At 72.8% G+C, this 21103-nt stretch carries 19 protein-coding genes; 9 read left to right on the forward strand and 10 right to left on the reverse strand.

Annotation, left to right across the window (positions count from 1 at the left end; all coding sequences use genetic code 11):
* Nucleotides 1-136 precede the first annotated feature (136 nt).
* From BJ965_RS20280 to BJ965_RS20310, 7 genes are all read right to left on the reverse strand, one after another.
* Entirely contained in the window at nt 137-616 is a 480-nt protein-coding gene (locus tag BJ965_RS20280) for an NUDIX hydrolase (protein WP_184909932.1), read from the reverse strand.
* Nucleotides 613-1833: a CHAD domain-containing protein gene (locus tag BJ965_RS20285; RefSeq protein ID WP_184909933.1), complete on the reverse strand. Its 1221-nt coding sequence runs from the start codon at nt 1831-1833 to the stop codon at nt 613-615. Before BJ965_RS20285 ends, BJ965_RS20280 begins: the two co-directional genes overlap by 4 nt.
* Complete coding sequence (locus tag BJ965_RS20290; RefSeq protein ID WP_184909934.1) at nt 1814-4180, reverse strand: RNA degradosome polyphosphate kinase; 2367 nt, start codon at nt 4178-4180, stop codon at nt 1814-1816. Before BJ965_RS20290 ends, BJ965_RS20285 begins: the two co-directional genes overlap by 20 nt.
* A 258-nt stretch (nt 4181-4438) precedes the next feature.
* The gene (locus tag BJ965_RS20295) at nt 4439-5347 is read right to left on the reverse strand and encodes a hypothetical protein (RefSeq protein WP_184909935.1); all 909 of its coding nucleotides are present in this window, start codon (nt 5345-5347) and stop codon (nt 4439-4441) included.
* Complete coding sequence (locus BJ965_RS20300) at nt 5344-6213, reverse strand: ABC transporter permease (protein WP_184909936.1); 870 nt, start codon at nt 6211-6213, stop codon at nt 5344-5346. The genes BJ965_RS20295 and BJ965_RS20300 overlap by 4 nt, the downstream gene beginning before the upstream one ends.
* Nucleotides 6210-7094, reverse strand: a complete 885-nt coding sequence (locus BJ965_RS20305; RefSeq protein ID WP_184909937.1) for an ATP-binding cassette domain-containing protein — start codon at nt 7092-7094, stop codon at nt 6210-6212. The genes BJ965_RS20300 and BJ965_RS20305 overlap by 4 nt, the downstream gene beginning before the upstream one ends.
* Nucleotides 7091-7483 (reverse strand): GntR family transcriptional regulator, encoded by a 393-nt coding sequence (locus tag BJ965_RS20310; protein WP_142166994.1) that lies wholly within the window; start codon nt 7481-7483, stop codon nt 7091-7093. The genes BJ965_RS20305 and BJ965_RS20310 overlap by 4 nt, the downstream gene beginning before the upstream one ends.
* A 110-nt stretch (nt 7484-7593) precedes the next feature.
* Here BJ965_RS20310 and BJ965_RS20315 point away from each other — a divergent pair, with 110 nt between their 5' ends.
* The 6 genes from BJ965_RS20315 to BJ965_RS20340 all read left to right on the forward strand — a co-directional run bounded on the left by BJ965_RS20315 (nt 7594) and on the right by BJ965_RS20340 (nt 13036).
* Complete coding sequence (locus BJ965_RS20315; RefSeq protein WP_184909938.1) at nt 7594-8145, forward strand: RNA polymerase sigma factor; 552 nt, start codon at nt 7594-7596, stop codon at nt 8143-8145.
* The gene (locus BJ965_RS20320) at nt 8142-8978 is read left to right on the forward strand and encodes a zf-HC2 domain-containing protein (RefSeq protein WP_184909939.1); all 837 of its coding nucleotides are present in this window, start codon (nt 8142-8144) and stop codon (nt 8976-8978) included. Before BJ965_RS20315 ends, BJ965_RS20320 begins: the two co-directional genes overlap by 4 nt.
* On the forward strand, nt 8975-9835 hold the full coding sequence (locus tag BJ965_RS20325; RefSeq protein ID WP_184909940.1) for an ABC transporter ATP-binding protein: 861 nt from the start codon (nt 8975-8977) through the stop codon (nt 9833-9835). The genes BJ965_RS20320 and BJ965_RS20325 overlap by 4 nt, the downstream gene beginning before the upstream one ends.
* A complete protein-coding gene (locus tag BJ965_RS20330) occupies nt 9832-11346 on the forward strand; it encodes an ABC transporter permease (RefSeq protein ID WP_184909941.1) in 1515 nt (504 codons plus the stop codon). Before BJ965_RS20325 ends, BJ965_RS20330 begins: the two co-directional genes overlap by 4 nt.
* Entirely contained in the window at nt 11337-11963 is a 627-nt protein-coding gene (locus tag BJ965_RS20335; RefSeq protein ID WP_313666963.1) for an ABC transporter, read from the forward strand. The genes BJ965_RS20330 and BJ965_RS20335 overlap by 10 nt, the downstream gene beginning before the upstream one ends.
* Nucleotides 11964-12073: 110 nt before the next feature.
* Complete coding sequence (locus BJ965_RS20340) at nt 12074-13036, forward strand: LysR family transcriptional regulator (RefSeq protein ID WP_184909942.1); 963 nt, start codon at nt 12074-12076, stop codon at nt 13034-13036.
* On the opposite strand, the gene BJ965_RS20345 is transcribed toward BJ965_RS20340, so the two are convergent.
* Both BJ965_RS20345 and mshD read right to left on the reverse strand, forming a co-directional pair.
* The gene (locus BJ965_RS20345) at nt 13008-13535 is read right to left on the reverse strand and encodes a GNAT family N-acetyltransferase (RefSeq protein ID WP_313666964.1); all 528 of its coding nucleotides are present in this window, start codon (nt 13533-13535) and stop codon (nt 13008-13010) included. The genes BJ965_RS20340 and BJ965_RS20345 overlap by 29 nt on opposite strands.
* The gene (mshD, locus tag BJ965_RS20350) at nt 13532-14458 is read right to left on the reverse strand and encodes a mycothiol synthase (RefSeq protein WP_184909943.1); all 927 of its coding nucleotides are present in this window, start codon (nt 14456-14458) and stop codon (nt 13532-13534) included. Before mshD ends, BJ965_RS20345 begins: the two co-directional genes overlap by 4 nt.
* Nucleotides 14459-14603: 145 nt before the next feature.
* Between mshD and BJ965_RS20355 the strand changes: the two genes are divergently transcribed.
* The 3 genes from BJ965_RS20355 (at nt 14604) to BJ965_RS20365 (ending at nt 18903) form a co-directional block, all read left to right on the forward strand.
* The gene (locus BJ965_RS20355) at nt 14604-16427 is read left to right on the forward strand and encodes a bifunctional metallophosphatase/5'-nucleotidase (protein WP_184909944.1); all 1824 of its coding nucleotides are present in this window, start codon (nt 14604-14606) and stop codon (nt 16425-16427) included.
* A 58-nt stretch (nt 16428-16485) separates the two neighbouring features.
* Nucleotides 16486-17697 (forward strand): LmeA family phospholipid-binding protein, encoded by a 1212-nt coding sequence (locus tag BJ965_RS20360; RefSeq protein WP_184909945.1) that lies wholly within the window; start codon nt 16486-16488, stop codon nt 17695-17697.
* Nucleotides 17698-17868: 171 nt separating this feature from the next.
* Complete coding sequence (locus tag BJ965_RS20365; protein WP_184909946.1) at nt 17869-18903, forward strand: glycoside hydrolase family 5 protein; 1035 nt, start codon at nt 17869-17871, stop codon at nt 18901-18903.
* Between the two features lie 86 nt (nt 18904-18989).
* Here the strand turns inward: BJ965_RS20365 and BJ965_RS20370 are convergent, their stop codons facing one another.
* Nucleotides 18990-21050, reverse strand: a complete 2061-nt coding sequence (locus BJ965_RS20370) for a pectinesterase family protein (protein WP_184909947.1) — start codon at nt 21048-21050, stop codon at nt 18990-18992.
* Nucleotides 21051-21103 lie beyond the last annotated feature (53 nt).

Consider the following 21103-nt stretch of genomic DNA (forward strand, 5'->3'; position numbering starts at 1 on the left):
TGAAGCCACCGATGGCCAGACATGAACGACGGGTGAACCCCTGCCGAAGGTGTGGTTAGGTCACGGAATGCTCACGGGGAGAGCACGTGGCGATTCCGCTTTTCGCGCGTGTCGCCGTGGACGGCGGCGGACGGTCTCATTCCGGTCTGCCGGCCGACTGCGGCCGGTGCAGCACCGCCAACAGCGCGTCGACCAGGGGGCGGTCGTGGGGCTGCGTCAGGCGGGCGCGGGCCGCGGCCGGTGACAGCCACAGTATCCGGTCCACCTCGTCCGTCGGCACGAAAGTGCAGGCCAGCGCCTCGGCGGCCCAGTAGCGGACCTGCTTGGGGCGGCCGTTCGCCAGATAGCGCAGGGTGGGCAGCTCGGCACCCGGCGCGGCCCGGCAGCCCGTCTCCTCCGCCACCTCGCGCAGGGCACCGGCGAGCGGTTCCTCGTCGCGCTTCAGTTTGCCCTTCGGCCAGGACCAATCGTCGTATTTCGGCCGGTGGACGAGACAGAGCTCCGGCTCGCCGGTGGCGGGGGAGCGGCGCCACAGGACGCAGCCCGCGGCCTGAACGGTGGTGTCCTCGGGGGAGCTCACCTGGTGTTCACCGCCTTCTGGGTGCCGTGCGGTCATGATGCGCTGACGGTCTCCTTCTGCCAGGCCTGCTGGAACGCGAAACGCGCCGCCTCCACCTCGTGCCGCTGGTCGGCGTGGAGCACGCCGAGGGCGTACGCCGTGGCGGGGGCGATGCGCGGGGTGCGGGCCGCCTGGGCCGCCGCTGCCGCCGCCTCGGAGGCGTCCCGGTGCCGGTTCAGGGCCCGGCCCGCGGAGAGCAGCCGCAGGTCGACCACGGCGTTGCCCTTGGGACCGCTGACGGCCTCGCGCGCGTAGCGGTGCAGGCGCAGCAGCAGGCGGACCTGGTGCCACGGGGCGTCCTGCGGGTGCGGGACCGTGTCCGGGGACAGGCCGTGGACGAGGGCCGCGGCGTTGTACGGGTTGCCCGCGGTGACGAGGGGGAGGGCGGCGACGGCGTCGGCCAGCCGGTCCTGGGCGGCGGCGGCGAGGGGGCGCAGGTCGGTGCTGCCGGCGGCCCTGGTGAGGGGGACCTCGCTGGCCAGGACGGCGACCTTGTCCGCGACGGCGTGGAAACGGCTGCTGCCCAGGGCCTGCAGGGCCGTGGAGTGGGCCCGGGTGCGGGCGAGGGTCAGCTGGCGGTCCAGCAGGGCGCCCGCCTTCGCCGCTCCGACCGTCAGGTTGCCGCGTTCCGGTGCCGCGGCCGGTGCCGACGGGCTGCGCGGCCCGGCGTCGCGGGCCGCCGCTCGCTGCGGGACGGGTGCGACCGCGGCGGTGCGGCCGCCCGCAGCCGGGTCGGCGCGGCCGCCCGCAATCGAGTCGGGGCGACGGCCCGCAGTCGAGTCGGCGCGCGTGACCGCCGGTGCGTCCGCGCGGCCGGCGGCGACGGTGCCGGCCGTCTGCCCCGGCAGCGCCGTCGACCCCGACAGGCGGTGCAGCGCCGTCAACAGGCGTTCCAGGCGGGCCGTGTACGCGTGCTCCATCGCCAACGTGCCCGACACCCACGCCAGTTCGGGGCGCATCGCCTCGCACCAGTCCGAGTCGAGGAGGGACTGGAACGTGTGCAGTCCGGCGCTGATGCGCCGGGCCGAGCGGCGCAGGGCACGGGCCGCCTCGGCGGACCCCTCCGAGCCGCTCGCCCCCGACCCCGTCTCCCGGTGCAGGCGCAGCGCTCGGAGGAACTCCGTGGCCTGGGCCCGCAGATAGCCCGCGAGGGCGTCACCGGTGGCCGCGGGCCCGGTCAGCGGGTTCGTCGGGTCAAGGTGTTGCTGTGCCACGCCGGCGCCTCCGGGCGTCTATGAGCATCTCCTGGACGTTGCGCAGCGGCTGTCCGTCCGCGTCGGTCGCATGCCGGGTCCAGTCGCCGTCCGGGCCGAGGTGCCAGGAGGCGGTGGAGTCGGACATACCGGTCTCCAGCAGCCGGTTCAGGGCTGCCCGGTGGGCCGGGTCGGTCACCCGGACCAGGGCCTCTATCCGGCGGTCGAGGTTGCGGTGCATCATGTCGGCGCTGCCGATCCACACCTCGGGCTCGCCGCCGTTGCCGAAGCCGAACACCCGGGAGTGCTCCAGGAAGCGGCCGAGGATCGAGCGGACCCGGATGTTCTCCGACAGGCCCGCCACGCCCGGGCGCACCGCGCAGATGCCGCGCACCCAGATGTCCACCGGCACGCCCGCCTGGGACGCGCGGTAGCAGGCGTCGATGACGGCTTCGTCGACCATCGAGTTGACCTTGATGCGGACGTGCGCGGGGCGCCCCGCACGGTGGTGCTGGACCTCCTTGGCGATCCGCGAGACCAGCCCGTCGCGCAGCGACTTGGGGGCCACCAGGAGACGGCGGTAGGTCTCCCGGCGCGAGTAGCCGGAGAGGCGGTTGAAGAGGTCCGAGAGGTCCGCGCCGACCTGCGGGTCGGCCGTGAGCAGGCCGAGGTCCTCGTAGAGGCGGGCCGTCTTCGGGTGGTAGTTGCCGGTGCCGACGTGGCTGTAGCGGCGGAGTGTCTCGCCCTCCTGGCGGACCACCAGCGACAGCTTGCAGTGGGTCTTCAGGCCGACCAGGCCGTAGACCACGTGGCAGCCGGCCTCCTCCAGCTTGCGCGCCCACTTGATGTTGGCGTGCTCGTCGAAGCGGGCCTTGATCTCGACCAGGACCAGGACCTGCTTGCCGGACTCGGCGGCCTCGATGAGGGCGTCGACTATGGGGGAGTCGCCGGAGGTCCGGTACAGGGTCTGCTTGATCGCGAGGACGTCCGGGTCGCCCGCCGCCTGCTCCAGGAAGGCCTGGACGGAGGTGGAGAACGAGTCGTACGGGTGGTGCAGCAGCACGTCCCGCTCGCGCAGCGCGGCGAAGATGTCCGGCGCGGACGCCGACTCGACCTCGGCGAGGTCGCGGTGGGTGCCGGCGACGAACTTGCGGTACTTCAGCTCGGGCCGGTCCAGGGAGGCGATGCGGAACAGGCCCGTGAGGTCCAGCGGGCCCGGCAGCGGGTACACCTCGGCCTCGCCGATCTTCAGCTCGCGCACCAGCAGGTCCAGGACCTCGCGGTCGATGGACTCCTCGACCTCCAGGCGCACCGGCGGCCCGAAGCGGCGCCGCATGAGCTCCTTCTCCAGGGCCTGGAGCAGGTTCTCCGCGTCGTCCTCCTCGACCTCCAGATCCTCGTTGCGGGTGAGGCGGAAGGCGTGGTGCTCCAGCACCTCCATGCCGGGGAAGAGCTCCTCCAGGTGGGCGGCGATGACGTCCTCGATGGGGACGTAGCGGCCCGGGGAGCTCTCCAGGAAGCGGGACAGCAGCGGCGGCACCTTCACCCGGGCGAAGTGCTTGTGGCCCGTGACCGGGTTCCGTACGACGACGGCCAGGTTCAGGGACAGGCCCGAGATGTACGGGAAGGGGTGCGCCGGGTCGACCGCCAGCGGGGTCAGCACGGGGAAGATCTGGTGCCGGAACAGGGTGAACAGGCGGGCCTGCTCCTTCTCCTGCAGCTCGTTCCAGCGGACCAGGTGGATACCCTCCTCCGCGAGTGCGGGGGCGACGTCCTCGTGGTAGCAGGCGGCGTGCCGGGCCATGAGCTCGCGGGAGCGGGCCCAGATCATCTCCAGCACCTCGCGGGGCTGGAGGCCGGAGGCGGAGCGGGTGGCCACGCCGGTGGCGATGCGGCGCTTCAGACCGGCCACCCGGACCATGAAGAACTCGTCCAGGTTGCTGGCGAAGATCGCGAGGAAGTTGGCCCGCTCGAGCAGGGGCGTGTTCGGGTCCTCGGCGAGTTCGAGCACGCGCTCGTTGAACGCGAGCCAACTGCGCTCCCGGTCGAGGAAACGGCCCTGGGGCAGCTGGGGCCCGTCGTACGGCGACTCCTCGTAGGCGTCGAGGTCGGCGTCGATGTCGGGTTCCAGATCGGAGACCGCTGCCGCCACCGTGTGCGGGCGGTGGGCTGCGATGGAGCCCACGGAGGGCTGCGCGTGCTGGACCTGTGCCTGGGTGTTCGGCTGGCTCATGGACCCATTCTTCCGCGCCGCGAGCATCACGGGCGCGTCGGACAGCGCGGGCGGGAGCGGAGGTGTCACATGAGTGCTCCCGTTTCCCTCGGGACCCTCGCGGGGCGGGGAAGGCTCGGGCACGGCGGGATTCATTGGCCGAGCTTCGCAAGCCCGTCTGAATCGTTGGTTACGGCGACATGACGTGAGGGATATCGGGAAGCGGCTCGCGGGCGCCCACAGGGCCGGGTGAGGGGCGGGGGCGGGTGCCCACAGGCTGTGGACAGAGCTCGGCCCATCCGTACGCCCCGGAGTCTCCCCGACGGGCCGGCCGCATGCCCCGGAGTCTCCCCGAGGGGTGACGAGGGGCGGGCCGCGCGTCCATCCCCCCGTGGAAGGACGCGCGGACCGGGTTCAGGGGAGGCGGCGGGCCAGCAGGAGGAAGGCGGCGGCCGTCGCGGTGCCGGCCACGGCCAGCAGGAGGCCGGTCTCCACGTACTGGAGCGGCCAGAAGTGTGACTCGGGGTGGAAGGTCGCACGGGTGAGCAGGACGCCGTCGCGGGGCACGTCGGACCAGGCGACCTGGAAGGCCGAGCGGGGGAGTTCGAGGGTGCCGGCCTCGGTGCGCGTGACGGCCGGCCAGAGGTTCTCCCGGTACCGCTCCAGGACGTTGTAGAGGAGCAGGGAGGCGGCGAGGGCCACGCCCGCGGCGGGCAGGGCGCGGCGCCACACGAGTCCGGCCAGCGCGCCGAGGGCGAGACCGGCCAGGGCGTAGGCCACGGCCACCGGTCCCGTCGAGACGAACGCGTCCGGGTCGTACCAGTCGCCGACCAGGTTGGGATCACCGTCCCCGCGCGCCCAGGCGTTCAGCAGGAGGAGTCCGCCGGTGCCGGCGGTGAGCAGGGCGGCCGGGGCGGCCAGCTTCACGGCCAGCCAGCGGGGCGGGGCGACCGACTGGGTCCAGGCCAGCTGGGCGGTGCCGTTCTCCAGCTCGCGGCCGATCAGGGCGCCGCCCGCCCAGGCGGCCACGGGGAACATCAGCAGGGACAGGGCGGTCGCCAGTGCGGACATGCCGTCCCGGTAGGTCTCGTCGGCGTTGATCGCGTCGACCACCGCGCAGGAGGGGAGCCGGCCGGTGGGGGGTGTGGCGCAGGCGCTCGCCCCCGCCCGGGCCTCGTCTCCGAGGGAGTGCAGCCAGATCAGCGCGACCGCGGCGGCGGCCAGGGCCATCAGTGACAGGACGAGCGCGGCACGGTGCGTCCGGCCGACGGCCCGGAGCAGGCCGCCCCGCCGGGTGCCGGGGTCGGCGGCGGTGGCGGTCATACGGCGGCTCCCGTGCGGCGGCGCAGGACGAGGAACGCCGTCGCGGTGGCCAGGGCGGCGACGGCCAGCACGATGCCGGTCTCGACGAGCTGGAGGGGCCAGAAGTGGGACGAGGGGTGCTGGTGCATCAGGGCCGGCGTCCCGGGCGGGGTCGGCCACAGACGCGGGCGCAGCTCGTCGAGCTCCCAGATCAGGGTCGACACGGCCAGGACCGCGACGCCGAGGGCCGGCAGGGCGCGCCGCAGCAGCACGCCCGCCAGGACGCCGAGGGCCAGGGCGGCCAGGGGATGGACGGTGGCGAGGATGCCGTTGGCCTCGTAGACGCTGTCGTCGTGCCACTCGCGCCAGCCCATGGCGCGGGCCAGATCGCTGTGCGCGGACCACAGAGCGCGGTGCACCAGGGTCACCGCGAGGGTGCCCGGTACCAGCAGCAGTGCCGGGACAGCCAGCTTGGCGGCGAGCCAGCGGGCCGGGGTGACCGACTGGGTCCAGGCCAGCTGGGCGGTGCCGTCCTCCAGCTCGCGGCCGATGAGTGCCCCGCCCGCCCAGGCCGCGGTGAGGACCGGCAGCAGGGAGAGGAGGCCGGCGGCGAGCGTGACGGCCGTCTCGTACCGGAGCATCGCGGGGCCGGGCATGTCGCAGCCCAGGTTCGGGCCGCCGCTGTGGCAGCCCATGGCCCGGTGTTCGGCCCAGGCAGCGTTCGCGCCCGGGCCGAGCGACCAGAGCAGTGCCACGACCTCCACCGCCACCAGTCCGATCCAGAAGAGCAGCGCCGTGCGGTGCACCCGCGCCATGGCGCGGAACAGACCACGCGGCCCGGGGTGTGACCGGGCGGCGACGGGCGTCTCGGCCGTCACGGCGGTCATACGGCGGCCTCCCGCGCGTCGAGCAGCAGCGGCGGGGCCTCGGGGGAGCGCAGATGGGCCAGGACGACCTCCTCCAGGGACGGGCGGTCGCGCCGGAGTCCGTCGCCGAGGGGACCCGCGGGCCGGACCAGGGCGGTCAGTTGGCGGCCGGTGGTGCGGGACTCGACCACGGTGTGCGGGTCCAGGGCGTCGCCCGCCCGGCCCGTGACCAGGGTGTGCGCGGCGAGCAGGTCGTCCAGCGGCCCGGCGAGCCGGACGCGGCCCGAGCCGAGCAGCAGCAGGTGGTCGCAGGAGCCCTCCAGCTCCGCCACCACGTGCGAGGACATGACAACCGTGGTGCCGCGGTCGGCGGCGTCGGCCATCAGCGTGGCCGTCAGCTGGTGCCGGGCGAGCGGGTCGAGGTCGGCCATCGGCTCGTCCAGGAGCAGCAGTTCGGGGCGCTTGCCGAGGGCGAGGGCGAGCGCGACGCGGGTGCGCTGGCCGCCGGAGAGCGCGCGGATCTTCGTGTCCGGGTCGAGGCCGCCCTCCGCGACGATCCGCTCGGCGGTCCGGGCGTCCCAGCGGCGGGGGTTGAGGTCGCGGCCCAGCCGCAGGGTGCCGGCGATGGTGAGCTGGGGGTGCAGGGGCTTGTTCTGGGCGACGTGGGCGAGCCGTTCGCGGGCCGCGGCCGGGGTGGTGCCGAGCACCGTGATGGTGCCCTCGGTGGGGCGGAGCAGCCCGGCCGCGAGGGCGAGCAGGGTGGACTTGCCGGCGCCGTTCGGGCCGGTGACGGCGCAGACGCGGCCCGCGGGGAGCCGGAAGGCGCAGCCGTCCAGCGCGGGTCCGCGGCGTCGCCGGAACCTCCTGCCCAGCCCAGCCGCCTCGATGGCGGTGTCGGTCATGCGTCCCCCTTGGATTCTGCGAAGTGCGTGTCGAGTACGGAAGTGAAGAGGGCGGCCACGTCCTCGCGCTCCAGACCGGCCTCGCGGGCCCGGACCGCCCAGGCGTCCAGTTCCGCGCGGAGCGGGGAGTCGGCGGGGGCGGTGCTCAGGGACTTGCGGACGAACGTGCCCAGTCCCCGGCGGGCCTCGACCAGGCCCTCGCGCTCCAGCTCCCGGTAGGCCTTGAGGACCGTGTTCGGGTTGATGGCGGTGGCCTCCACGACCTCGCGGGCCGTGGGCAGTCTGTCGCCCGGCTCCAACAGGCCCAGGCGCAGGGCCTGTTTGGTCTGCTGGACGATCTGGACGTAGGTGGCCACACCGCTGCGCCGGTCGATGCGGTACTCGACCACTGCTGAACCAGCCTTTCACTAATTGAGTAGTGAAAGGGTGGTGGATGGAGGGCCGAAAAGTCAACCGTGCTTTCGTGAACCGTTCGACCCGGGCCGTCCGATGAGGAGACGTGAGCGATACGAGAAGCGACGGGGAGCTGCTGCGGGCCATCACCGCGGACGCCGACCGGCGCGCCTTCGAGGAGCTGTACCGGCGCTACGCGCCCTGGCTCCGGGCCCGGTTGCGGGGGCGGTGCGCCGACCTCGGGGTCGTCGACGACGTCGTGCAGGAGACGTTCCTCGCGGTGTGGCGCGGCAAGGCCCGCTACCGGGAGGAGGCCGGTGCCGCGGACGCCGCCGGATGGCTGTGGCGCATCGGGTCGCGGCGGCTGGTGGACGTGCTGCGGGGCGATGGGGCGCGCGGGCGGCTGCGGCAGGCCCTGGCGCGGCTGCGGCACCGCGACGAGGTGTCGGCGGAGGAGCGCGTGCTCGCGGGGGTGGAGCACGGGGACCTCGCCGGGGCCCTGGTCCGGCTGTCGCCTGAGCTGCGGGCGGTGCTGCAGGCGACCGTCATCGACGGGCTGACCACCCGTGAGGCGGCCGTGCTGCTCGGCATTCCGCCGGGGACGGTCAAGACGCGGGCGATGCGGGCCCGGAAGCAGTTGCGGGAGGCGTTGGCATGAGCTGGCACGTGTCCGAGGAGGATCTGCGCGCCTATGCGCGAGGGGAGTTGGAAGCCCCTGTGCTCTGGTCCGCCGACGCGCATCTGACCTCGTGCGCCCGGTGCCGTGGGGCACTGGCCGAGGTCAGCGACCCGGTCGTCCTCGACGCCGGGTGGGACCGGCTCGACGCCGAGCTGGACGCACCCCGGGCGGGGCTGCTGGAGAGGTTGCTCGTGCGGATCGGGGTGGCCGGGCACACCGCGCGGCTGCTGGCGGCGACGCCCGTGCTGCGCCGGTCATGGCTCGGGGCCGTCGTCGCCGTGCTGCTCCTGAGCGTGGCGGCCGGGCACGCCGTGCGCGGCGGGGAGTTCCCCACGCTGTTCCTGGCCCTCGCGCCGCTGCTGCCGCTGGCGGGGGTGGCGTTGTCGTACGGACCCGCGCTGGACCCGACGTACGAGATGGCCGTCGTCGCGCCGATGCACGGGTTCCGGCTGCTGATGATCCGGACGGTGGCCGTGCTGGCTGTCGTGCTGGGGCTGAACGGGCTGGCGACCCTCGCCCTGCCCGCCTACGGCCTGCGCGGCCTGGCCTGGCTGCTGCCCGCGCTGGCGCTCACCGCGACCGGGCTCGCGCTGACGCCCCGGCTGGGGCCCGCCCTCGCGCCGTCCCTGGTGGGCGGGGTGTGGGTCGGGCTGCTGCTGACCGCCGACGCCCTGCGGACGGGGGCGGACGTGCCGCTCGCGCCGTTCACCGTGGCCGGGCAGGGGGTGGCGGCGGTGGTCGCCGCGCTCGCCGCCGGGCTGCTCTTCCTGCTCCGTGACCGATTCGACCTCTTCCAGGGACGTGCCGTATGACCCCGACCGTGTCCGCCTCCGGGCTGAGCCTCCGCTACGGCGGCACCCATGCCCTCGACGACGTGTCGCTGCGGCTGACCGCCGGCGTCACCGGGCTGCTCGGCCCCAACGGCGCCGGCAAGACCACGCTGCTGCGGGTGCTCGCCACGGCCCTGCCCGCCGACCGGGGGGCCTTCACCGTCCTCGGGCACGACCCGGGGACCGCCCGCGGCCGCCAGGAGGTGCGGCGCCGGCTGGGATACCTGCCGCAGACGCCGGGCTTCCACCCGGACTTCACCGCCTTCGAGTTCGTCGACTACGTGGCGATCCTGAAGGAGATGACCGACCGGGGCGCCCGGCACCGGGAGGTGCGGCGGGTGCTCGACGAGGTCGGCCTGGCGGACGTGCGGGGCAAGCGGATCCGCAAGCTGTCCGGCGGGATGCGGCAGCGCGTCGCCCTGGGGGCCGCCCTGGTCGGTGAGCCCGGGTTCCTGGTCCTCGACGAGCCGACCGTGGGACTGGACCCCGAACAGCGCATGCGGTTCCGGGAGTTGATCGCCGGAGCGGGGGAGGGGCGGACCGTCCTGCTGTCCACCCACCAGACCGAGGACGTGGCGATGCTCTGCCACCGCGTGATCGTCATGGCCGCCGGCCGGGTGCGGTTCGAGGGCACTCCGGCCGAGCTGACCGCGCGGGCCGCCGGGCGCGTGTGGAGCAGCACCGGGCGGGACCCGGGCGCGAAGGCGGGCTGGCGCACCGGCGCCGGGACCTTCCGCAACGTGGGGGACCCGCCACCCGGCGCCGACCTGCTCGAACCCACCCTGGAGGACGGCTACCTGCTCACGCTCGACGACGCCGGAGCGGAGGTGGCGGCATGACCACGGTCGTGGAGAAGCCGCTCGCACCCGGGATACGGAACGAGCCCGGGGGGCCCTTCAAGGCCGTGCTCGCCCTGGCCCTGTTCGAGTCCCGCCGGCTGCTGACCCGGATCCCGGTGCTGCTCGCCTTCGCCGTCTACCTCGGCTGGACCGTGTGGCGCTCCGGAAGGGCATGGGGCGACTACCCGGCCCTCCAGGACGCGGACCGCGCCACCCAGAACGCCCCGCTGCTGGTCGGCCTCGCGGTCCTGCTGTCCGTCAACCAGGCCGCGCTGCGCTCCCGACGGTACGGCACGGAGCGGCACTTCGCGGTGCTGCTGCTCCCGCACTGGTGCCGTACGGTCGCCCACGCCCTGTCGGTCGTGGCCGCGGCCCTGGTCACCGCCGTGTGCGTGGCCGGGCAGTTCGGTCGGGAGGCGCTGCGGCCCGGGGCGATCGGGCAGGGGTCGGTGGGCGAACTGCTCGTGGGGCCGCTGACCGTGCTGCTGTCGGGGCTGGCCGGGCTGCTCCTGGCCGTTCTGGTGAGGTCGGTCCTCGCGGCCCCGCTGCTGGTCGTGTTCGGTCTCTTCCTGTTCGCCTTCTTCTCCAGCACGAGCGACGACGCGAGCCGCTGGCTGCTGCCGGCCGTCGGCGAGGCCACGAGCAACACCCTGCCGTCCGACCTGATGGGCCGGCCCGCCGGCTGGCACGCCCTGTACCTCGCCGGACTGGCCCTGACCCTGGGCCTGGTGGCGGTCCTGGCCGCCGGTGGCCGCAAGCCGGCCGTCCTGGCCGGTACCGCCGGAGCGCTCGCCATGACGCTGGTCGGAGGAGTGGCCCAGTCGGGCGGCGACTCCCCTCAGCTGGTCAAGGCACGCGAAAGCGCCACCGTGCACCCCGAGCAGGTGCAGACCTGTGTCCGCCGGGACGGCTCCACCTACTGCGCGTTTCCCGATTGGGGGCCACGGGTCGGGGACTGGGCCGCGGTGGTGGACCGGGTCCGCTCGCTGGCCGGGGGCGGCGCCCACGAGCAGGACGTCGTCGTACGGCAGCGGGTCGATGCGCGCTACGGCCTCTCCGGCGACGGCGCGTTGATGCCGCTGGAGCGTCCCTACGAGGTGACGGTGGGCACCCAGTGGGGCGGCAACCGCGTCCCCGAGTTCTCCGCAGCCGTGGCCGGTGTGCTGATCGCGGGCGACGAGAAGGCCGCGACCTCGATCTGCGACGCCCGCATCATCCCCCTCATGTGGCTGGCCGTGGGCTGGGAGTCCGACCCTCTCGACGCGCTGCGCCGCGTCCGGCTCGACGACAGCATCACCGGCTCCGCCATGGTGCTCCAGCCCACCAGCGGGCTGTCCATGACCGTGGCCCAGACCGAGGTGCTGCGCGCACTGCTCGACCTGCCCCGGGGCGAGGCCGGCGCACGGGTCAAGGACCGGTGGCGCGAACTGACCGCGCCGAAGGTCACCGCGGCCCGGGCCGCCGCGCTGCTGGACCTGCCCGCACCCGACGGGGAGGACAAGTGCTCCTGACCCGGCACCTGGTGCTCCCCGTCCACCGGACGCTGCCGTGGGGGGTGGTCGGCGCGGCCGGGGCGGCGGGACTGCTGCTCACCGCGCTGACCCGGACCGGCGAGAGCGCGGAACGGCTCTCCCTGTACATGCTGCGGGCCGCCGTCCTCGCCTTCGCGGTGGGCCTGGCCTTCCTCCTGGACGACCCGGCCCGGCACACCACGGCCGTCGTGCCGACCCCGCGCCCGGTCCGGGTCGCCCTGCGCGTCGCCCTGGCCGCCCCGGTCGCGGCGGCCTGGTGGACGGTGGCCCTGCTGCTCGTGCCGCCGGGCGCGCGGCCCCCGGTCGGCGACATCACGCTCGAAGCCGGGGCCGCCTGCGTCCTGGCGGTGACCGGCGCGGCGGCCGTGGTGCGCTTCAGCGAGGCCGCCCGGCCCGGACTGCCGGTCGCGGGCGGGCTGCTGACCACCGCCGTCCTGACGATGCTGTTCTGGCCCGGGCGCTGGGCGCTGTTCGTGCCGGTGGAGGACGAACGGTGGGCCGCGTCCCACGACCGGTGGGGCGTGGTGCTGGCCGGGGCCGTGATCCTGGGCGCGGTGTGCGCGGTGGAGCCGTTGCGGCGGCGGGTCCGCTTCTAGCGGAGGATCGGTGCACATCCAGTGGTTGTGCACCGGGTCGCATGCTGCCTCAGAGCCGAAGGTTTCCGAGCTCCCCGACAACCACATGGTGTGTGGCTAGGCTGCCCCTCGTGGACCTCAAAGCCGTACGCGCCTTCGTCGCGATCGCCGACTCCGGGCAGTTCCAGAAGGCCGCCGTGGACCTGGCCCTCACCCAGCAGGCCGTGTCCAAGCGGATCGCCGCTCTGGAGAAGGACCTCGGCGTGCGGCTGCTGGTCCGCACGCCGAGGGGCGCGGAGCTCACCATCGACGGACAGGCCCTGCTGCCGCACGCCCGGGTCCTGCTCCGGGCCGAGGACCGGGCGACGGCCGCCGTGCGGCCGGGGGACCGGGCGCTGCGGGTCGACGTCGTGGGGCGCCGGGCCGCCACCGGCGGGCTGGTGCAGCACTTCCACCGGGCGCACCCGGAGATCGCGCTGGACGTCGTCACGCTGTTCGACGTGGAGACCGCCGTGACGGCACTGCGGGACGGGGCCGTCGACGCCACCTTCCGCGCCGTCACCATGCCCGGGCAGCGGCTCCCCGACGGCATCACGGCCACCCCGGTCCTCGACGAGCCGCTGCGGCTCTGCGTCGGCCCGGGCCACCCGTTCGCCCGGGCCCGCTCGGTGACGACCGCGCAGCTCGCCGGCCACCGCATCTGGATGCCGGGCAACGTGCCCGGGACCGAATGGCACGCCTACTACGAGGAACTCGCAGCGGCCTTCGGGCCGGCCATCGACACCATCGGGCCCAACTTCGGCCTCGAAGCGCTCCTCGACACGATCGCGGACTCTTCGACCGTGGCGACCTTCCTCAGCGAACGGACCCCGCACGTCTGGCCGGTCGCCCACGACCTGCGGCTCGTCCCGCTCGTGGATCCGGTCCCGGTCTACCCGCACTCGCTGCTCCGGCGCGCGGACAACCCGCACCCCGGCCTGACGGCACTCCACGACCACCTGGTGGCCACCCGGCCGCGCGCCCCGGAGGGCGAGCTCTGGCGGCCGTCGTGGGCACAACCCCCGCCTACCCGACCCGCTTCTCCAGCAGCGTGAAGGACTTGGGCGGCCCACCCGGCTGCGGTTTGCCCTCCTTGCGGCCCACGACCCGGTAACCGGCGTCCACGTAGTAGGCGTTGAGACGCTCGTTGTCCGCCAGGCAGTCCAGACGCATCCAGGTCCGCCCCGCCTCGGCCACGCGGCGTTCCGCGGCCGCCAGCAGCGCCCGCCCCGTCCCGGGCGCGGCGGCGGTCCGGTCCACCATCAGCCGGTGCACATACCCGGCCACCGGCGGCTGCGGGCCCCAGGCATCCTCGTCCTGCCACCACAGCTCCCAGGCGCCGGCCAGGCCCGTGCCGGTCTCCGCCAGCCAGACCTCGCCGCGTGCCATGACCCGGCGGAAGTGCTCCTCGTCCAGCTCCCCCGGCCGCCACTGCCCGGTGATGCCACGGGCCAGCATCCAGCGGGCCGCGTCGTCGCGGAGCCGGACCAGGGCGGCGAGGTCGGACGCGACGGCCGGGCGGACACACAGGCCCGGCACCGTGGAAGAGCTCACGTCTCCGTGCGGTACATCAGGTCCACCTCGTGCGTGGTGAACCCCAGCCGCTCGTACACCGACACCGCCGCCTTGTTGTCGGCGTCGACGTACAGCATCGCCGTGGGCAGCCCGCGCTCCGCCAAGTGCCGCAGCCCGATCGTGGTCAGGGACTTGCCGAGGCCGCCGCCCTGCGCGCCGGGGCCGACACCGAGCACGTAGACCTCGCCCAGGCCCTCCTCGGCGTGCACCTTGGTCCAGTGGAAGCCCACGAGTTCGTCACCGCGGAAGGCGAGGAAGAAGCCCTCGGGGTCGAACCACGGCTCGGCCTTGCGGTCGTCGAGGTCGCGCTGGGTGAGGGAGCCCTGCTCGGGGTGGTGGGCGAAGGCGGCGGCGTTCACCGCCAGCCAGGCCGCGTCGTCCTTGCCCGGGACGAAGGTGCGGACCGTGACGCCCTCGGGGAGCACCGGCTCGGGAGCGTCGAAGTCGGTCAACGGCCGCCGCATCTGGCGCAGTTCGCGGAACAGCGTCAGGCCGAGGACCTGCGCGAGATGCCGGGCGGCGGAGTGCCCGCCGTGCGCCCACACCCGCAGCCGCTTGCCGGAGGCCGCCAGCAGCGCCGAGCCGAGCGCCCGCCCGTGCCCGTGCCCGCGGTGCCCGGGGTGCACGACCAGCTCGGCGGCCGGCGGCTCCACCGGGTCCGTGTCCTCCAGCTGGGCGTAACCGACAAGTTCCCCGCCGGCGGTGAGCAGCAGATGGGACACGCCCTCCCGCTCCCCGCCGCGCAGCTGCAACCGGCCCTGTTCGGACACCGCCTGCTGCCCGTCGGTCCCGGCCGCCTCGTCGAGCAGCCCGAGCACGGCCTCGGTCTGCTCCGCGGAGAGCGCGGCAAGGGTCTCGATCGAGCGGGGGTGTCCGGGCCGTACGGTGTCGTCGCTGGTCATGCGTACGAGGGTACGGGGCGCCACCGGCAAATCGGCGGCAAAGAAGCAACCCAGCCGTAACCACGAAACACCTGTTGCGCTACGCGCGTTGACTCTAGGCTGCGCCGGACGACATCACTGTCCCAGCACACCCACAGGGGGGCGTATGCCAGCCACTTCACCGGCGTCGGCGCACCAGGAGCGCCGCAGACGTCGTACGAACCGTTTCGTCGCACTCACCGCCGGTGTCGTCACCGTCGGCGCGCTGGCCGCCGCGGCGCTGCCCGGTTCGGCCAGTGCCGGCGAGGAGCGCCACGAGGGCGGGCACGGGCACGGCCGCTACCAGGACGTGCAACTGCTGTCCTTCAACGACCTGCACGGCAACCTGGAGCCGCCCGCCGGTTCCTCCGGCCGGGTCACCGAGACGCAGCCCGACGGCACGACGAAGACCATCGACGCCGGTGGTGTCGAGTACCTCGCCACGCATCTGCGGCAGGCCCGCAAGGGCGAGAAGTACTCCATCACGGCGGCCGGCGGCGACATGGTCGGCGCCTCCCCGCTGATCTCGGGGCTGTTCCACGACGAGCCGACCATCGAGGCGCTGAACAAGCTCGACCTCGACGTCACCTCCGTCGGCAACCACGAGTTCGACGAGGGTGCCAAGGAGCTGGCCCGTCTGCAGAACGGCGGCTGCCACCCGAAGGACGGCTGCTACGCGGACGAGAAGTTCAAGGGCGCCGACTTCCCCTACCTGGCCGCCAACGTCCTCGACGAGAAGACGAAGAAGCCGATCCTCAAGCCCTACTGGGTGTGGAAGAAGAACGGCGTCAAGGTCGGCTTCATCGGAGTGACCCTGGAGGGCACCCCGGACATCGTCTCCGCCGAGGGCGTCAAGGGCCTGTCCTTCAAGGACGAGGTGGAGACGATCAACAAGTACGCCAAGGTGCTGCAGAAGCAGGGCGTGAAGTCGATCGTCGCCCTCCTCCACGAGGGCGGCTTCCCGGCGTCGACGTCGTACAACTACGACTGTGACTCCCCGGGCGCGGGCGACGGCATCTCCGGGCCGATCGTCGACATCGCCAAGAACGTCACGCCGCAGGTGGACGCGCTGGTCACCGGCCACACCCACAACGCGTACGTGTGCAGCATCGCCGACCCGGCGGGCAAGCCCCGCATGGTCACCTCGGCCGCGTCCTTCGGCCGCCTCTACACCGACACCACGCTGACCTACGACCGCAGGACCGGCGACATCGCCCGTACGGCCGTGAAGTCGGCGAACCGCGTGGTCACCCGGGACGTCCCCAAGGCGCCCGACATGACCGAGCTGATCAGCAAGTGGAACACCCTGGCCGCGCCCATCGGCAACAAGCCGATCGGCTACATCTCCGGCGACATCGGCAACACCGGCAGCGAGTCCCCGCTCGGTGACCTCATCGCCGACGCGCAGCTCGCCCACGGCAAGCAGCTCGACCCGGAGACCGACCTGGCGCTGATGAACCCGGGCGGTATCCGCGCCCCGCTGACCTACGCGGCCAAGGCCGGTGAGGGCGACGGTGTCGTCACCTACGCCGAGGGCTTCACGGTCCAGCCGTTCGCGAACACCGTGAACCTCCAGGACTTCACGGGCGCGCAGGTCGTCCAGGCGCTCAAGGAGCAGGTGTCCGGCCCGAACGCGGCAGCCCCGAAGGTCCTCCAGGTCTCGTCCGGCCTGACCTACACGCTGGACCTCACCAAGTCCGGCGCCGACCGGGTGGTCACGGACAGCATCAAGCTGAACGGTGCGGCCATCGACCCGGCCGCCACCTACCGCGTCGCGACGAACAGCTTCCTCGCGGGCGGCGGCGACGGCTTCCCGACCCTCGGCCAGGGCACGAACGACGTCGTCGGCAGCGACGACCTGACGGCTCTGGAGCAGTACCTGACGGCCAACTCCTCGGCGTCGAACCCGATCGCCCCGCCGAAGGCGGACCGCATCACGATCGTGAAGTAAGTCGCATACCCGGGGTTCAGGTTGCGGGTGGGGGAGGTACGCATGATCACATGGATCGATGCGTACCCCCCACCACCTAGATGCGCATCCCCGTCCGAACCCGTACGAGGAGCTCGCCGCCCTCGATGACGGGCCTCTGGAGGAGACCCCTCTGGATGAGTTCCTCACGGAGGAACGCGATGCGGGCGCCGAGGACGCCTGGGCCCCGCCGGACCACCGCCGCGGCGGCAAGCGGCGTAGGAAGAATCGTTTCGCTGGCTTGCCGCTCGCGGTGAAGGCGGTGGTCGGCCTGGTCGTCCTCGCCTCGTTCGCCGCGCTCGGCGACCGCTGGGCCGTGCTGTACGCCGAGCACCGCGCCGCCGACACCCTCAAGGACCGCCTCGACCTCGCCGCGGCGCCCGAGGTGGAGATCGGCGGCTTCCCCTTCCTCACCCAACTCGCCGACAAGCGCCTGGACTCGGTGAAGGTGACCGTCCCGGACGTCGCCGCCGACCGGGTCTCCCTGGCCAAGGTGTCGGCCACGGCCCACGACGTGCGGCTGAACGCCGACGGCCTCACTTCCGTGCGCGGCGCCGACGTCCCGCGCTTCGACGGGGACGTCCAGCTCACCTTCGCCGACCTCAACCGCGAACTCGGCGCCTCCCAGGTGACGTTCACCGGCGAGGGCCGCGACAGGGTCCGGGCGGACGGCACCCTGCCGGTCGCCGGGCACAACCTGCGGCTGCGCGCCGAGGCCCGGATCCAGCGGCAGGGCGAGCGGGGTATCGCCACCGAGATCGGCAGGATGCGCCTGGACATCGGCGACCTGGCCACCTACCGGCCCGGCACCCGCGCCTCGGAGGGCCTGCACCTGACGCCCAAGGGCACCGCCGACCTCGCCCGGGAGACCCGCAAGGCCAAGGCGCTGCTGTCGGTGCCGGCCATCGTGCAGCGGATGGGCGTGCCCGAGGCGACCGTGCGCGAGGCGCTGGCCGACGACGGCAAGCTCGCCGAGCTGACCGGCTCCCCGCGCTTCGCCCGCCAGGCCGCCGGCCTCAACCTCATCGACCTGGCCCTGGAGAACCCCGACGTCATGCGCCGTCTGGGCCTGGACCCCAACCTGCTCGACTCCCTGTCGGGCCTGACCCGCCCGGTCCTGGCCGACCGGCTGTCCCTGGCGTTCGAACTGCCCGAGCCGGAGCAGGGGAACGTCCGGCTGCGGGACGTACGGGTGGAGGAGGACGGCATCCGGGTGCGGGTGTCGGGATCGGGGCTCACGGTCGGGAAGTGACTCCCTGGGGGCGGCCCGGCCGCGAGGTCTTCCTGACCCGCCCGTGCCGCCTCGGGGTGAAACTTTATGTTCTGATGTGTTGACCTCTGTTCGAGTCGCCTTCTAGTTTCGTGCATCACTGGGCGGTCCGTCTACGGGCCGCTCACCGTGCACCTCTCAGAAGGGGATGTCGTGTCTCAAAGGAACCATCGCGGGACAGCGTGCGTGGGGGCGCTGCTGGCCTGTGTCACGGCATTCGGTGGAGCGCTCGCCTCCCCCGCCGCCGCCTCACCCGCCCACCGTCCCGCCACCCCGCCGCCCGTCAGCGACTTCAAGGGCGTCAACTGGGCCGACCCGCGCGACAACTACGCCCATGACGCGGTCGTGCCCTCGGGCCTGTCCACGTCGGACAGTTACGCCACCACCTACGCCAAGTCCAAGGCGATCATCGGGGGATTCTCCAAGCTGGGCGCCAACACCGTCCGCCTCCCGGTCAACCCGACCTCCGTGAACGGCCCGTTCTGGACGTCGTACCGGGGCGCGATCGACGCCGCCACCGCCAAGGGCTTCAAGGTCATCCTGGGCTACTGGGAGGCCGACAACGCCAAGGACGGCAAGATCGACGACCAGGCGTCCTGGGACCGGATGTGGGCGCGCATCACCTCCGCCTACGCCCGCAACTCCAAGGTGTACTTCGAGCCGATGAACGAGCCGTTCGGCTACACCGCCCAGGAGTGGACGGACATCGCCGCGAAGTGGGTGAGCAGCCACGGCAACGTGCCCCGCGACCGGATCCTGATCGGCGGCTACAAGTACAGCGAGGACGTCAAGCCGGTCTGCGCCGACCCGCGCCTGAAGGGCACGCGCCTGGCCCTGCACAACTACGGCTTCTGGCACACCGACTGGACCAGCGTCGACCAGTGGAAGGCCGACTTCAAGAGTCGCATAGGCGACTGCGCCTCACGCACGATCCTCGACGAGTTCGGTGCTTCCATGACGACCGGCCTGGACTACAACGGCCCGGCCGGCACCTCCAACGAGATCGCGTACATCCAGGCCGCGACCGACACGATCCGCGAGCTGGGCCTGGGCTCGGTCTACTGGCCCGGCCTGCGCAACGGTGACACCTACTCGCTCACCACGCTCCAGGGCACGGGCACGAACCTCAGCCTCACGGTGAACAACCAGAGTGGCCTGGACCGGCTGCACTACGCCTGGAAGCAGTAGGAACCGGTAGGAGTCCCCCACGGGATCACGATGGTGGCCCTTCCGGGCCCGGCGCCGCTCGTCAGCCGGACCCGGAAGGGAGCCGATCAGGACGCCGAAGGCGTCCAGCCCGCGAGCCAGTCCGCGACCTCCTGGTTCGCGGCCTGCGCGTCGCTCAGATGCGGCCGGTTCGTGCTGGCCGGACCCGCCCCGGCGCCGGAGTTCTTGTACTCGGCGAACCGGTCGTCCTTCCAGGAGAACCCGCTCATGTCGGTCCACGGGGCCGACTTGATCGCGTTGCTCAGGTTGGTGTTGCGCACGGTGGCCTGGGGATCGAGGGACGCGTCCCCGCCGGCGTGCCAGGGCCGGCCGAGGTAGAAGCTGCCGGCCGAGACGTCGCCGTTCACGGTGGAGTCGGCGATCAGGAAGCCCTTGCGGTTCGCCGCGGTGCTCGGCGCGGCGATGTACCCGGCCGAGGTGCCGTTCCAGCGCTTCTTCAGCGTGATCACGGACCTGTTGATGACGGCCGTGGCCCGGCCGAAGATGAAGTCGACGTTGCCGATGACGTACGAGTTGCTGACGTAGACCCGCCCGAGCTTGTCCTTGGCGGCGGTGTCGAGCAGCAGCGTGTCCTGGTCCCCGCTGACGATGATCCCGTCCAGGAACACCTTGTCGGCCGCGGTCCGCAGGGCGACGGCCTGGTGCCCGTTGAGGGACTGGTTGGCCTTCTCGTCGAAGTCGTTGGAGATGGTCAGGTTGCGCGCCTGGAAGTCGTCCGCCTCGACGGCGACGGTGGCGCTGCCGCCCGTGCCGTACGTGCCGCCGCCGGGCTTCGGCGTACCGGAGGCGTTGTTGTAGACGATCGTGGTGTCCTTGCGGCTGCCGCCGGTGCCCTGGATGGTGACGTGCGGCTTGTTGGACGGCACCTTCACCAGTTCCCGGTACGTCCCCGGCTTCACGGCGATCACGACGCGCGAGGAGTTGTTCGCCGGTACGGCGTTCACGGCGGCCTGCACGGTCCGGTACTGGCCGCTGCCGTCCTGGGCGACGGTGAGGGTGGTGGCGGCCGCGGCCTTGGTGGAGGCGGTCGTACCGACGGACGCGCGGGGCCCCGCTCCGGCCTTGAGGACCGACGGGAGGTCGGTGGCCTTGTCCAGGCTGTAGGGGTAGTACGTCTTCGGGTCGAAGGCGGTTCCGCCGCTCTCGTTGCGCCCGCTGGTGCCGGAGAAGGAGTTGCCGCGCTGCACGACGGCGGCGCCGCTGTCCTTGATGACGGGGTTCTTGACGCCCTGGAAGAGGGAGTTCTCCAGGACCATCTTCGTGCCGCCGCGCGAGTAGTTCCCGTACGCCGACTTGATGGCGGTGCCCGGGGCGTCCTCCAGGAAGTTGTTGTAGAGGTGCGCGTGGGCGGCGTTGTCCGTGGAGGGGTTGCGCTGCTCGGTCTCGCGGATCCAGTTGTGGTGGATCGTGATGTCGGTCTTGACGTTCTCGGTCCAGCCGATGCCGAAGGTCTTGTTGTTGTCGCTCAGCTTGTTCCAGGAGACGGTGACGTTCGTGCTGTCCTTGCGGACGTCGATGAGCCCGTCGGCCATGTGCCGCAGATCGTTGTGATCGATCCACACGTGATGGGCGCCGTCCATCTGGATCGCGTCGAAATCATGGTCCTTGTCGTTCCAGATGCCCTGGTACGCGTCCCGGATGGTCAGGTTCCGGATGATCACGTTGTGCACGCCCTGGCCGAGGAAGAACCCGCCGCCGACGATGTGCCCGGCGGTTCCGCGGCCCACGATGGTCTTGTCGGACTGCACCTTGATCTCTTTGCCGACCGGGTTCATGGCGATGGTCCCGGCGACGACGATGACGTACGGCTGGGTCGCGGTGGCGTACTTCTCCAGCTCGGCCTGCGTGGTCACGGTGACGATCTGGCCTCCGCGCCCGCCGTACGTCCCGTTCTGCCCGAGGGAGTTGACGGAGGCGAACCCGTCGGCGGTGTCGGCGGCCCAGGTGGGGGCGGCGGCGGAGGCCTGCTGGACACTGCTGCCGAGGACGCCGAGGTCGGTGCCGTAGGCGAAGGTACCGGCGGCGGTCAGGGCCAGGGGGACCCCGACCGCCAGGGCGGTGCGGCTTCTGCGGTGACGGGGACGGGCCTTGCTACGCGGCTCACTCATACGGCGATCCGTTCCGTGTGGGGGAATGACCGCTGATCAGTCGTCGCCCCACA

It is taken from the genome of Streptomyces luteogriseus, from assembly GCF_014205055.1.
Taxonomy (GTDB): domain Bacteria; phylum Actinomycetota; class Actinomycetes; order Streptomycetales; family Streptomycetaceae; genus Streptomyces; species Streptomyces luteogriseus.

Excerpts from the sequence above, each read along its gene's own strand:
- BJ965_RS20280 (WP_184909932.1), bottom strand. The coding sequence starts at position 616 with ATGACCGCACGGCACCCAGAAGGCGGTGAACACCAGGTGAGCTCCCCC.
- BJ965_RS20290 (WP_184909934.1), bottom strand. The coding sequence starts at position 4,180 with ATGAATCCCGCCGTGCCCGAGCCTTCCCCGCCCCGCGAGGGTCCCGAG.
- BJ965_RS20295 (WP_184909935.1), bottom strand. The coding sequence starts at position 5,347 with ATGACCGCCACCGCCGCCGACCCCGGCACCCGGCGGGGCGGCCTGCTC.
- BJ965_RS20300 (WP_184909936.1), bottom strand. The coding sequence starts at position 6,213 with ATGACCGCCGTGACGGCCGAGACGCCCGTCGCCGCCCGGTCACACCCC.
- BJ965_RS20305 (WP_184909937.1), bottom strand. The coding sequence starts at position 7,094 with ATGACCGACACCGCCATCGAGGCGGCTGGGCTGGGCAGGAGGTTCCGG.
- BJ965_RS20320 (WP_184909939.1), top strand. The coding sequence starts at position 8,142 with ATGAGCTGGCACGTGTCCGAGGAGGATCTGCGCGCCTATGCGCGAGGG.
- BJ965_RS20325 (WP_184909940.1), top strand. The coding sequence starts at position 8,975 with ATGACCCCGACCGTGTCCGCCTCCGGGCTGAGCCTCCGCTACGGCGGC.
- BJ965_RS20330 (WP_184909941.1), top strand. The coding sequence starts at position 9,832 with ATGACCACGGTCGTGGAGAAGCCGCTCGCACCCGGGATACGGAACGAG.
- mshD (WP_184909943.1), bottom strand. The coding sequence starts at position 14,458 with ATGACCAGCGACGACACCGTACGGCCCGGACACCCCCGCTCGATCGAG.
- BJ965_RS20355 (WP_184909944.1), top strand. The coding sequence starts at position 14,604 with ATGCCAGCCACTTCACCGGCGTCGGCGCACCAGGAGCGCCGCAGACGT.
- BJ965_RS20360 (WP_184909945.1), top strand. The coding sequence starts at position 16,486 with ATGCGTACCCCCCACCACCTAGATGCGCATCCCCGTCCGAACCCGTAC.
- BJ965_RS20370 (WP_184909947.1), bottom strand. The coding sequence starts at position 21,050 with ATGAGTGAGCCGCGTAGCAAGGCCCGTCCCCGTCACCGCAGAAGCCGC.